This window comes from Treponema sp. SP13 (genome assembly GCF_050938355.1).
GTDB classification, from domain to species: Bacteria; Spirochaetota; Spirochaetia; order Treponematales; family Treponemataceae; genus Treponema_D; species Treponema_D socranskii.
In genome coordinates, this window is record NZ_JADOVM010000001.1 from 178618 (window position 1) to 191340 (window position 12723).

At 49.7% G+C, this 12723-nt stretch carries 12 protein-coding genes and 1 tRNA gene; 3 read left to right on the plus strand and 10 right to left on the minus strand.

Going from position 1 to position 12723, the window contains the following annotated elements; translation table 11 throughout:
• Positions 1 to 10: 10 nt before the first annotated feature.
• From IZU26_RS00805 to IZU26_RS00820, 4 genes are all read right to left on the minus strand, one after another.
• Positions 11 to 322: a hypothetical protein gene (locus IZU26_RS00805; RefSeq protein ID WP_433276010.1), complete on the minus strand. Its 312-nt coding sequence runs from the start codon at positions 320 to 322 to the stop codon at positions 11 to 13.
• A 3-nt stretch (positions 323 to 325) separates the two neighbouring features.
• Entirely contained in the window at positions 326 to 790 is a 465-nt protein-coding gene (locus IZU26_RS00810; protein ID WP_433276012.1) for a PTS sugar transporter subunit IIA, read from the minus strand.
• A gap of 18 nt (positions 791 to 808) precedes the next feature.
• A complete protein-coding gene (gene secG, locus IZU26_RS00815) occupies positions 809 to 1192 on the minus strand; it encodes a preprotein translocase subunit SecG (RefSeq protein WP_433276014.1) in 384 nt (127 codons plus the stop codon).
• 276 nt (positions 1193 to 1468) lie between these two features.
• Positions 1469 to 3178 (minus strand): FAD-dependent oxidoreductase, encoded by a 1710-nt coding sequence (locus IZU26_RS00820; RefSeq protein WP_433276016.1) that lies wholly within the window; start codon positions 3176 to 3178, stop codon positions 1469 to 1471.
• A gap of 201 nt (positions 3179 to 3379) precedes the next feature.
• Here IZU26_RS00820 and IZU26_RS00825 point away from each other — a divergent pair, with 201 nt between their 5' ends.
• The gene (locus IZU26_RS00825) at positions 3380 to 5329 is read left to right on the plus strand and encodes an NAD(+) synthase (RefSeq protein ID WP_433276018.1); all 1950 of its coding nucleotides are present in this window, start codon (positions 3380 to 3382) and stop codon (positions 5327 to 5329) included.
• Position 5330: 1 nt separating this feature from the next.
• The gene (locus IZU26_RS00830; RefSeq protein WP_433276020.1) at positions 5331 to 6371 is read left to right on the plus strand and encodes a 23S rRNA (adenine(2030)-N(6))-methyltransferase RlmJ; all 1041 of its coding nucleotides are present in this window, start codon (positions 5331 to 5333) and stop codon (positions 6369 to 6371) included.
• A 9-nt stretch (positions 6372 to 6380) separates the two neighbouring features.
• Here the strand turns inward: IZU26_RS00830 and IZU26_RS00835 are convergent, their stop codons facing one another.
• Positions 6381 to 6941, minus strand: a complete 561-nt coding sequence (locus IZU26_RS00835; RefSeq protein ID WP_433276022.1) for a hypothetical protein — start codon at positions 6939 to 6941, stop codon at positions 6381 to 6383.
• A 187-nt stretch (positions 6942 to 7128) separates the two neighbouring features.
• Here IZU26_RS00835 and IZU26_RS00840 point away from each other — a divergent pair.
• Positions 7129 to 7202 (plus strand) — tRNA-Pro (locus IZU26_RS00840).
• A gap of 78 nt (positions 7203 to 7280) precedes the next feature.
• On the opposite strand, the gene IZU26_RS00845 is transcribed toward IZU26_RS00840, so the two are convergent.
• The 5 genes from IZU26_RS00845 to IZU26_RS00865 all read right to left on the minus strand — a co-directional run bounded on the left by IZU26_RS00845 (position 7281) and on the right by IZU26_RS00865 (position 12239).
• The gene (locus IZU26_RS00845) at positions 7281 to 8156 is read right to left on the minus strand and encodes a substrate-binding domain-containing protein (protein WP_433276024.1); all 876 of its coding nucleotides are present in this window, start codon (positions 8154 to 8156) and stop codon (positions 7281 to 7283) included.
• A gap of 149 nt (positions 8157 to 8305) precedes the next feature.
• Entirely contained in the window at positions 8306 to 9244 is a 939-nt protein-coding gene (locus IZU26_RS00850; RefSeq protein WP_433276025.1) for an ABC transporter permease, read from the minus strand.
• Positions 9237 to 10736 (minus strand): sugar ABC transporter ATP-binding protein, encoded by a 1500-nt coding sequence (locus IZU26_RS00855; protein WP_433276027.1) that lies wholly within the window; start codon positions 10734 to 10736, stop codon positions 9237 to 9239. The genes IZU26_RS00850 and IZU26_RS00855 overlap by 8 nt, the downstream gene beginning before the upstream one ends.
• Positions 10737 to 10760: 24 nt before the next feature.
• The gene (rbsD, locus tag IZU26_RS00860) at positions 10761 to 11156 is read right to left on the minus strand and encodes a D-ribose pyranase (protein WP_021330061.1); all 396 of its coding nucleotides are present in this window, start codon (positions 11154 to 11156) and stop codon (positions 10761 to 10763) included.
• Between the two features lie 78 nt (positions 11157 to 11234).
• Positions 11235 to 12239: a LacI family DNA-binding transcriptional regulator gene (locus IZU26_RS00865; RefSeq protein WP_433276030.1), complete on the minus strand. Its 1005-nt coding sequence runs from the start codon at positions 12237 to 12239 to the stop codon at positions 11235 to 11237.
• Positions 12240 to 12723: the final 484 nt, after the last annotated feature.

The window sequence follows — 12723 nt, forward strand, 5'->3', positions numbered from 1 at the left end:
CGCGCGCCCGTCAATGCACGGCAAGCAGCGTATCGAGCAGCTTATAAAAAGCTTCGGTATCCTGTGTCGTATTTTGAATTTCGGATCGATATGCGGCGATCGTCTCAGCGTGTTTTTCGTCGATCGCTTTTGTTCGCGCAGCATAATCGCTTTCGAATTTTGCCAAGATTTCGTCGTGCTGTTTTTTATAATCGTTTTCCGCTTCGGCGCGGTACACGGAAATGCGCTTATCGGCTTCCGCCTGCGCGTCGGACGTCATACCCGATGCACGCCGCTCCACTTCAAGCAGATGATTGATAACATTGACTTCGCTTTCCGCCATAGGCTACCCCTGTAACGACATTTCAAAATTGCATACGGCGTCGAATATTTCCTGCGGCGTCTTTTTTTCCATAATTGTTTTTAAAAAATCGGGCGATTGCAAAAGATTCGCGACATCCTTCATCGTCTGAAGATGTGATTCCGTATCGCCCTGAGCAAAGAGCATCATGATGATAAAATTGACGGGGCTGCCGTCGAGGGAATCATATTCGACGCCGGTGCGGCTTAAACCCAGCGCCAAAGCCGTGCCGCGCACCGAAGCGCACTGCGCGTGAGGAACGGCGATACCGGGGATGATTCCGGTAGTCTGCTGCGCTTCCCTGAGCATGAGCGCATTCAGCGCATCCTGCCGATCTACGGACGGCTGGGATGCAACGACCATTTCGAGCATCTCTTCAAATACTTCGTCTTTTTCCGTGCTTTCCAAATCGGCTTTGATATTCGCGGGAGTGAGTAAATGACTTAACATCGCTTATCTCCTCCCGAATCACTGCTGCGGCTCAACCGCTGCGCTTCCGGCATCGTCCGCCTGAGCCCCTTGAGCATCGGATGACTTCCACCAATTGTTCGATTGCGTATCGGCAGGAGAGGTGCTCGGCTGCACGGTTTCGGCAGGAGCGAGATTTTGTTCGAGGCGCGGCCGCTTGTTCAACAGCGCGAGCGCTAATGCAAAGGCAAAAAAGAGCACGACGAGCACAAAAGTCGAGCGAGTCAGGATATTTGCGGAATGAGAACCGAATGCCGTCGTTCCGCGTCCGCCTAAAAGGCCGCCCATACCGCTCGAACCGTCATCCTGCACGAGAATAATAAGGATAAGCAACGCACACGCAATGATAAATGCGACGAGCAGAATTACACGAATAGCACCCATAACTATATACTCCCGTAAACACTCCCCGCAGAAAAGCGAAGAGAATGATATCGATAGTTTTAGTATATTAACCTAATTGTGCACTTTGGTCAATCGGCGTTTCGGCGTTTTGATCGACTTTTGAGACAGCCCTTTATTAGTTTAGAAAACGATAGACGAAATCCTGTTATTTCCCATTCCCTTGTACGCATAAAAAATACGGCGGCAGCTCATTTCGTCCGTAAGCACAAAATAAGCGCCGCCGCAAGTACACGTACCGTTTTTATAAAGCAGTCGTTATTTTAATTCATCTATAACCGCGTCGGCCGCAATCGCGCCCGTATAGGCACTGATACCGACGCCGCTTCCCGAAGAAACATAGGCGCCGGAAAAAACGTTTCCGAAAATCAATTCGCCGCAGGCAAACAGATTTTTTATAGCCTGATTCTGCGCATCCAATACACGGCAGTTTTCATCGACTTTTATGCCGGGGATGGAACCGATTAATACGGGATTGGTAACGATGCCGTAGAACGGCCCGTTTTTAATATCGTTCGCTTCGGCGGTACGTTTAAACTCCGCTTCATCGATACCGTAAGAAGAAGCCAAAGCTTCAAGCGTATCGAATTTCTTTGCAACTCCCGCAGCTACGGCTTCTTCCAAACGGTCGGCCAATTTTGCGTTCGTTTCGTCATAGATACTTATCCCCATCGAATCCGTTTGATCCAAAATCAATTTTAAACCGTCGGCATAAAAGGCTTTTTTCAGACCGAAATCTTTACCTTCTTTATTTACAACCGCTTTTGCACTGAACACAAGATTTCCGATACGGCCGTAATAACCGTAAGAAGCGGTAGTTCCGCGAATTCCCATCATACCGTTTCCGACAATTTGAACGCCGAGATTTTCAGTCAACATAAAACCGTCCCCGGTACTGCCGGCACAGGTAAAGGGAATAGCCTTTGTATAGTCGGGTGCATATTTTTTTACCAGTTCCGGATTCCGAGAAAAACCGCCGGTAGCTAAAATTACTTTTTTAGCATTCAGCGTATATTTTGAAGTTTCGTCTTCAACTTTCACTCCCGTAACGGCGCCGCTTTCGGTAACAAGTTCGGTTACTTTACTGTTCAAACGGATTTTAACTCCCAAACCTTCGGCTATTTTTCCGACAGCGTCGAACATTTGACTTTCACCGAGTTTCCATGCGTACCTTCCCTCATACCTCGATTCAAGTACGGGCAATTTACTGTCGGGGTGCGCCAAATACCAGCGCTCTTCGGAGACGGGCAATCCGCCTTTAAGGAAATAATCAAACACATCGGCAGACTTATCGTAAATATTGGCAATCAATTTTTTGTTTAAGGGGGCACCCTTGCTCCGTTTTTCATAAAATGCAATCAGCTCTTCTTTAGTGCTGTCCAATTTTACTTTTTTATTCATCTCGGAATTGACGACCCACATACCGCCGCCGCACACTCGCGCAGAGCCGCCCGTATACGCTTCTTTTTCCAGCACAACGACGGATAAATTGCTGTTGCGCGCAAATTCGATCGCGGCGCTCACACCGGCAAGACCGCCGCCGACAATCACAACGTCAACGTTTTCGGCTTCGGTTTTTTCCGTTTTTTTAACTGCGTCGCTGCCTTTTTTATACGGATCGAGTACCGCACCGGCTTCGGTCAAAGCATTTGCAACGGCGGTTTTTATCGCAAAGCTCGTTATCGTTGCACCGCTTACGGTATCGACTTCAATATTTTGCTGAGCGCAGATTCTTTGAGGAATCGAATTGACGGCGGCATCGCTGATTACGGGTGAGTCTTCGTTTTGCACAACGGTTACGGCTTTTATTTCCCCTTTTTCAAGCGTAACATCCACGACGATCGGAGCGCGCATACCCTGAGCCGAACCGCGGAAAGTGCCGTTCAGCTTTTTATTTACGCCCGACTTCCCCGCACATCCTGAAAACACCAAGAAGGCGGCAAAAAAAACCGTTACAATTTTTTTCATAAAAACTCCTTTCAGGTACAAACTTTACTGCATAAATTAGAAAAAAATGTACCACGAATAAATATTTATTGAACTTCTATTATTTTTTATTAGAAAAGTCAAGGTCGCATTCCAAAAACAAGATACGCATACAAGAGAATTTTCACTGCAGAAGATTCCATCTGCATTGCGCTTTTAGCTTTCGGGTGCTACACTGTGCGTATGAATTACGGATTTTTTCGTACGGCGGCGGCGAGTCCCGAAACCGTCGTTGCGGACTGCACGACAAATGCAAATCGTATCATAGACGCATGCAAAAAAGCGGGTGCACAGGGCGCATCCCTCATCGTATTTCCCGAACTCGCCGTGACGTCATATTCGTGCGGTGATCTCTTTTTGCAAACGACGCTCCAAGAGGCGGCGATTCGCGAAACGGAGCGCATCGCAAAAAAGACGGCTTCCCTTCCGATTCTCATCGCAGTCGGTCTTCCGTTCGCATCCGGCCGATCGCTGTACAACAGTGCGGCTTTTATCTTTGCCGGAAAAATTCTCGCGCTCGTGCCGAAAACCTATCTTCCGAACAGCGGAGAATATTCCGAGCGGAGATGGTTTTCGCCGAAAAAAAATGCCGAACCCGAAACGGTATATTTTTCAAAAGCTCATCCGGCCGTCCCGTTCGGATGCGATATCATTATCTCGGATGCGGACGATGAACGCTGTGCGATCGCTTTGGAAATAGGCGAAGACCTTCGGGCACCCGTACCGCCCTCTTCATACCACGCGCTTTCGGGCGCCGCGATCATCGCAAATCTTTCGGCGAGTTCCGAAACGGTCGGCAAAGCCGAATACCGCAGGCTCCTCGTCAAAAGTCAGTCGGCACGTACGCTGTGTGCCTATGTCTATGCCGATGCGGGACACGGGGAATCGACGCAGGACGCCGTATTCGCTTCTCACAAGATCATCGCCGAAAACGGAACGATCATCGCCGAATCGAAATCGTTCGACGATACAATTTGTTTTGCCGACATCGATATCGAGCGGCTCGCTTCAGAGCGGCGGAAAGATACGACGTTTTCGGACTGCGCGGAAAATGCAAATACGCGGCCGTACCGAAAAATTTCCGTCGACCTTTTATCCCGCGCAAAAGCTTTTTCAAAAAATACGCCGCTTTTCCGAACGATCGATGCTTCGCCTTTTGTTCCGAACGACGAAAGCGGGCAAAACGAACGGTGGAACGATATACTTGCCGTACAGGCCGAAGGTCTTGCAAAACGGATGCGCCACACGGGCGTAAAAAATGCCGTGATCGGCCTTTCGGGCGGTCTCGATTCGACGCTCGCCCTCCTCGTCACCGTCCGTGCATTCGGTCTTTGCGGTTTAAATGCGAGCGGGATTCATGCGATTACGATGCCCTGCTTCGGCACGAGCGACAGGACTTACCGCAACGCATGCACACTTGCAAAGGAGACGGGAGTCGCTCTCACGGAGATCAACATCGCCGAAGCGGTGCGCGTCCACTTCCGCGACATCGGTCAGGACGAAAGCCTACGCGATGCTGCGTACGAAAACGCTCAGGCGCGGGAGCGCACGCAAGTGCTCATGGACATCGCAAACAAAATAAACGGCATCGTCGTCGGCACGGGCGATCTGTCGGAACTCGCGCTCGGCTGGTGTACATACAACGGAGACCACATGTCCATGTACGGCGTCAACGGCTCGGTTCCGAAAACCCTCGTCCGCCGCTTGGTGCGATTTTGCGCGGACAGTACGGACAATAAAAATCTTTCGGCTGTCTTAAACGATATCCTCGCTACTCCGGTGAGTCCCGAACTGCTTCCTTCCGAACGGGGAGCCCTTTCGCAAAAAACCGAAGACATACTCGGTCCCTACGAACTGCACGATTTCTTTTTGTACTATATGCTGAGATTCGGTTTTTCGCCCGCAAAAATTTTATTTCTCGCGGACAAAGCCTCTCTCCCGTACACGCATGAAGAAAAGCTCCGCACGCTCCGCATATTTTACCGGCGCTTTTTTTCGCAGCAGTTTAAGCGCTCGTGCATGCCCGACGGCGCAAAAGTCGGCTCGGTAAGTCTCTCCCCGCGGAGCGACTGGCGCATGCCGAGCGACGCAAGCGCTTCCTTATGGCTTACGGAAATCGATTCGCTGAAATAATATGCTGAGCTACCGGCACGCTTTTCACGCGGGAAATCACGCTGACGTTTTCAAGCATACGCTTCTCGTCATGCTGCTCGAACGCTTTAACGCAAAAGAAACGCCGTATACCGTCATCGACACGCACGCAGGATCTGCGCGCTACGATTTGAATGACGAGCGTGCACAAAAAACGCTCGACGCGCAAAGCGGAATCTTGAAATTGCTCGAAACGGCTCGATACGTGGAAACACAGTCCCCCGATCGCGAACAGCCTGCCCCGGAGTTATCCCTGATATCGCGTGACGATTTGCAGTCGGCCCGAAAATCGTCCGAGTCGGTTTTACGTGAATTGCTTTTATCGGAGTGCCGAAGCGATTTTATCGATTTTCAAAAATATCTTCGCTTTGCAAAAGCCTGCCTCGATGCGGGCTTTTATCCGGGCTCTCCGGAAATCGAGCGCGCTTTTATGCGGGCAAAAGACTGCCTCATACTCTCCGAACTGCACCCTGACGAAATCGGCGCGCTGCAGCGCAATATGCGCTTAAACGCCGCTGCAACCGAAAACGCGCCCGCAGTACACATCCATCACCGGGACGGATTCGAAGCGCTCCGCGCGCTCACGCCGCCGAAAACGAAACGCGGCATAGTGTTTTGCGATCCGAGCTATGAAGATACGTCCGACTGGGAAAAAGCGGCAAACGCGCTTATCGAAACGCATAAACGCTGGGCAAGTGCGACCCTTGCGCTTTGGTATCCGCTCGTCGCGGTAAAAAAAATCGAACGGGATGCGATGAAGCAAAAGATAATCGCCGAAATAAAAGGCGGAAAAACCGAAAGAGGCATACTCGATGCACTCTTATGCGTAAACACCGAAAACTCACACCGTGAATCGGCATTGAAAGATGTGAAACGCTCCGAACCGCCGCGCCTCTACGGGAGCGGCATGCTCGTAGTCAATCCTCCGTGGAAGCTCGACGAAAAACTCGACGTCGTGCTGCCCCGCCTTGCCGACGCGCTCGGAAGTGGCGGCGCGGGTTCATATAAAATTAATAATTATTAATTTCAGCAGTTAAAACCAAAAGCGCAAGCCGACGCTGCTCGGAAAGTAGACGGGTATATAGAAAACGCCGTTTGCCCTGCCGTCTTCACCGAACGTAAACTGCAGTTCAGGTTGAATCGCCTGCTGTACGTAGAGTTCCAAAAAGCCGTCGGCAAAATGCCAATTCATGCCGGCGAGAACGCGGGGACCGGTCGCAAAGTAAAAATTTTTCCCGTTCGCCGTAAAATCCGTTCTGACTGCACCTCCGACACCCCAAAACCACCGCCACAGACCTATGATTTCGGGATTCATAAACCAATAGTCGGCCGTAACTTGCAAACCGAGTCGTGCGGTCGCGACGACAGCTCCGTCATCGTCCTTATAAAAATGCGGTGCGATATCGAATATGCCGGCAAAATACAGCGGGATACTGTCGAACTTGGCAGAACATGCGAGCCCCCATGCGGGTGGAGTGATGTACCGGGCAGCGACCGGGTCGAAGTTGAGCTGCGGCCCGATCCCCGTAGCAAACAGTCCCGCGCTTGCAGATACGACGACGGCTGCAAAAACGGCAATCAATTTCTTTTTCATAGATTTCCTCCATAAAAAACTTTTGCAAAAAGCTGTAACTTCCGAAAGAGCTTTCGAAAATCATAACACTTTTTATCGAGCGGGTCAAATATGCCGCTTGCAGTTTTCAGAACAGAGAAAGAGTTGACCGACGCGTTTTTTTTCGATATAGTGATAGCCGTATCGGCAATTTTTTACCGCTACGTTTCGGGCTATAGCGCAGCTGGTTAGCGTACAAGTCTGGGGGACTTGGGGTCCCGGATTCGAATTCCGGTAGCCCGATGAACGAGGCAGGATCGGAAGTTTTGAAAATTTCCAATCCCGCCTCATTTTTATTAACCCGATTTTTCAAACGCTTTCTTACTTTGTTATAAGGGTTACCGTAACGGGGATCGACGCTTCAACGCTTTCTCCGCGCATGAGCTTGAGCGCCGTCTGTACGGCAGTCTTTCCCATTTCAGCAGGAAGCTGAGCGACCGTTGCCGCCATGCGGCCGTCTTTTACGGCGGTAAGGGCATCGTCGGTCGCATCGAATCCTACGATAACGATATTTTTTCCGGCAGCCGCCGCGGCTTCAAGCGCACCGAGCGCCATCTCATCGTTATGTGCGAAAATACCTTTTATATTCGGATTCCCCTGCAAAATATTTTCGGTCACGGACATTCCCTCTACGCGATTAAAGTTCGCCGTAAGACTCGCAACGACGTTCGCCTTTCCGTCAACGGCTTCATGGAAACCTTTACCTCTGTCGATTGCGGCGGAAGAACCCGGGATCCCCTGAAGTTCCGCGATATCCGCAGCCGATCCGGTAAGTTGTAAAAGATATTCCCCCGCCATCTTCGCGCCTGCAACATTGTCCGATGCGATCTGACAGGCTACGCTTTCGCCGATAACCGCGCGGTCTACCGAAATCACGGCAATTCCGGCCTTTTTGGCGGCGGCAACAGCCGGTGCGATTGCAGAAGAGTCTACGGGATTGACGATAATCACGCGAACTTTTTTTGACACGAGGTCTTCGATATCGCCCGCTTGTTTCACAACGTCATCGCCCGCATCTACGACCGTCAGCTCGATCCCCTGCCCCGCAGCTTCCTGCTTCGCTCCTTCGACAAGCGTCACGAAAAACGGATTGTTCTGTGTCGATACGGCAAGCCCCACCGTATTTTTAGCCTGCTGTTTTACGCAGCCTCCCAGCACTAACGCGGAAAGCGCAATAATACCCATCACCTTTTTCATACAACCTCCTGCTATGAGATAAAACAAATCCCTGCTTTACCATGTACGTACGATCATAACCGTCCGCGCAAGTTGCAAAGCGTTCACACCGTTTAGAAAAAAATCCAAACCCGAACGACAATCGATCGGCAGAATTTCCGCCCTGCGGATCAGCGTTTGCGATCGGACAGGACGGCGAGCAGAATAACTGCGGCTTTTGCGACTTGCTGATAGTATGCGGAAATACCGAGTATATTCATGCTGTTGTTGAGCGTCGCGATAATCAGCGCGCCCGTAATTGTCCCCAATATCTTCCCACGTCCGCCGCTCATACTCGTTCCGCCCAACGCGACGGCGGCGATCGCATCAAGTTCGTAGCCCTGCCCCATCGTAGGTTGTGCGCTGCCGAGCCGCGAAACGATTATCAATCCCGCAAGCGATGCCATCAATCCCGAAAGACCGTATACGATCATTTTCGTTCTGCCTATTGCAACACCTGCAAGAGCCGCCGCTTTACTGTTGCTTCCTATAGCGTAAATCTTTCGTCCGAGAACCGTTGCATGGAGCATAAAATAAAATCCCGCAAACAAAATAAAAAGGATTATTACGGGAATAGGAATACCGCCGAAGCTGCCTTTGCCGATCCCTTCCAAAAGGCGGTTGCTTCCCAAAGCGGAAATCGGACGGCCTTTACTGAAAATCATCGTTGCGCCGCGGTATGCGGTCATTGAAACCAACGTCGCGATAAACGGCTGGAGCCTTCCCTTTACGATCATAATACCGTTCAGTATTCCGAGTACGATTCCGATCGCGAGCGCTATGAACATCGCAAGCGGTGCGGAGAATCCGCTCTTGATCATTCCAGCGCACAATATCGCCGAAAGACACAGCGTTGAACCGACGGACAAATCGATTCCGCCGGTAAGGATTACGCAGGTCATTCCGAATGCAATGAGTCCGTTTATCGCAGATTGCCGCAACAAAGAAAGTACATTGCCGACGGAACGGAATTCGGGACTGATTATACACACGGCAATAACAAGGAACAGCAACGCGATCTGCGCACCGTAATCCTCAAGCTTTTTCGCCGTCTCTCGAAAGTCAATCATGCAGCGCGCCTCCTGTCGCAAGCGTCATTATCTTATCTTGTGTGGCATCGCGACGTTCAAGCAGGCCGGCAGCTTTCCCGTCGTGTATGACTAAAATCCTATCACTCATACCTAAAACTTCCGGCAATTCGGAAGAAACCATGACGACGGCAGCGCCGCCCTCCGCGAGTTTTGTGATTATCGAATAAATTTCCTGCTTTGCACCGACATCGACACCGCGTGTGGGTTCGTCGAGTAAAAGAATTCTCGGTTCCGTATGCAGCCACTGTGCAAAGACGACCTTTTGCTGGTTACCGCCGCTGAGATTTCCGCATATATGCTCGCCGCCGGTACACTTTATGCTGAAATTACGAATCGATTCTTCGCTGAGCCGCGCTTCTTTTTTGCGGTTTAAAAAAATACGCATATCCGTTATAGACGGAAAATTCGGCAGATCGAGATTGCAGGTGATCGAATTATCCAGCATCAACCCTTCGTCTTTTCTGTCTTCCGTGATAAACGCCATTCCCAGTTCAATCGCTTTTGCAGGACTGTGATTTTTCAGCGGCACTTCTTTTCCGTCGACAAAAATCCGACCGCCGTTCGCACGGTAACTTCCGAAGATCGTCTTCATAATCTCCGACCGCCCCGCACCCATGAGCCCCGCAATTCCGAAAATTTCGCCCGCTCTGACTTCAAACGAAATATCGGAAAACATATCTTTCTTTGAAAGCGAACGGACTGCAAGACGCGTTTTACCGAGCGGGATATCCTTTTTTTGAAACAGATTCCCCAGCGGCCGGCCGATCATCATCCGTATGAGCGCATCCGGAGTTGTCCCCTCAGCGGGCACCGTACCGGCGTATGCACCGTCGCGCATAACGGTAATCCTATCGCAAATTTTGAATATTTCGTCCATGCGGTGGGAGATGTACACAAAAGCTACGCCCTTGTCTTTCAATATGCGGATAACCGAAAAAAGTTTTTCGACTTCAGTTTCCGTCAGCGCTGCCGTCGGTTCGTCGAGGATGATGACTTTTGCATTTCCCAGCAAAGCCTTCGCAATTTCGACGATCTGTCTTTGACCTACGGAAAGCAAAGCGAGCGGCGTAAGCGGATTAAGCTCGACTCCCAAAGTGTCCAAAACGCGCTGCGTTTGCCGTCTCATCGCTTTTTTGTCAAGCACGCCGAATTTTCCGAATACTTCACGCCCCAAAAATATATTTTCTTCGATGTTCATATCGGGAAAAGTATTGAGCTCTTGATAGACAAAGCTTATTCCCGCTTTTTCCGCCTCTTTGGGATTCGCAAACGAAACTTCTTTGCCGTCGATATACAGTACACCCGCATCTTTCAAATGGACGCCGGTGAGTATCTTCATCAACGTCGATTTCCCGGCACCGTTTTCCCCCATAAGGGCGTGAACTTCTCCGGGCATAAGGGAAAATTCGGCATTATCAAGAACAAGAGCGTTTCCGAAATGCTTTTTTATACCCTGCATTACGATATGCATCTGTGCGCCCCTTCCGCCGTCCGCCTAAAATATACAAGCCGATTGTAAGATGATATTCGCATACGGACTCGCTTCCCCGCTCCGCACGACAGCCTTGCACGATAAAAGCTTTTTTTTGAATTCTTCATGCGGCATAAAATCCGTCCTGACACCGGGTAAAAGCGTTTGGATTTCTTTGAGCACTGCCGGATTTTTTACGCGTATCTCCTCCGCTAAAAAAATCTTTTCGACGCTCATATCGTTTACTACGGCTTTAAGAACCCGAACAAAATCCGGCACCCCTTTTTCAAGCGAAATGTCGATCAATTCCGTTTCGTCGGGGCACGGAAGTCCGCAGTCGCTTATGCAGATTGTGTCGGTATGCCGCATATACGACAATACTCTCGAAATATCGCTGTTCAAAACCCCTGATTTTTTCATATCCGCCTCAGTTAATCGATTACGTAATCGATTAACTATACTGAATGATATCATGAACAACAAGAGTTGTCAAATTTTTTAGAAAATTCGTTTACACGATTCGCGGATTATCAAATGCGGCTCAAGAATAATTTTTTTTACATCGCGGCTTGAGTTTTCAACCTTTTGCAGCAGACGTTCGGTCGCAATCTCGGCAATCTCTTCTATAGGCTGCGCAATCGTCGTCAACGTCGGCGATACGACAGCGGAAAGTTCCGTATTGTCGAATCCTATGACGGAAATATCGTCGGGAACGCGTACGCCGTATGCAGCGGCGGTATGAATAAATCCGATCGCCATCATATCGTTGCACGCGAACACCGCCTGCGGCATTTTCGAAAGGAGATGCAAGTGTAAAAATGCATCCCTTCCTCCGCTGTAATGAAAGTCGCCGCCGTATACAAACTTTTCATCGAATGCAATGTCGTTTTCTTCAAGCGCCCTCTTAAAACCCGCCATACGCTGCATACTCGAAGAAATTCCCTTGGGTCCCGTTATACATCCGATCTTCGTAAATCCGAGTCCGATCAAATAGGACGCAGCGTCATAACCGCCCTTTTCATTGTTTACGATTATATTGTCGGCGGAACCGTGATGCACATCGCGATCAACGATAACCGCAGGAACCGAAGCCGTTTCGCATTTCCGAATATCGCCGCCTGCCCCGTTGCTCGATATAAATATAACTCCGTCAACTTGTTTGGAAATCAGCATATCGATGTAATACGACTGCTGCGCGGCGTTGTTATCCGTATTGCACAAGATGATATTGTAGCCCAATGAAAAACAAACCCTGTCTACGGCGCGCGCGATTTCAGCAAAAAAAGTATTCGTACAGTCGGGAACAATCAGCCCCAGCGATTTGGAAGCCCCGCCCCGTAGCCTCCGTGCAGCGACATTCGGCTTATAATTCAGTTCCCTTACCACCATAGCTACTTTTGACCGCAAATCATCGCTCACATAACGCGTATTGTTGAACACGTGTGAGACCGTCGCAGTAGAAACTCCGGCACGCTTTGCTACTTCATAAATCGTAGGATTCATCGGATATGAATTTACCTCATAATTTTTATTTTTACAAGATAAGATACAGTCGGTCGGTACGCATCCGGCAACAGGCATTCGCCATGCGGCGTTATTTTTTATACTACCCGCTGCCCCTGCCGACGGCAACATCGATTTTATTTGACGATTTTAAAATATACCGATATAGTATAAGCATACGGCAGAGCTATCTGCCAAAATTTTTCAAAGATGCTAACGCAATCTTAAAGGAGGTACGATAAAAAGCGCCGTCTGAAATTTCGCCGTCGCTGGAGTCTGGAGATGAAAAACGCCAAAGCGTTTTTCTTTTATAGGAGACACTTACGATTTCTGCGCATTGCTCGAAATCGCAGCGTTCTTATCGCGAGTTTGCACGGGTGTTTGCAGAAGCTATGTGTACGTATCATTTTGATGAAAATCGAATGAATACGATACAGTATAGTTTCGCAAACTCGATTATTGAACGTGTGCGCTTTTGCGCACG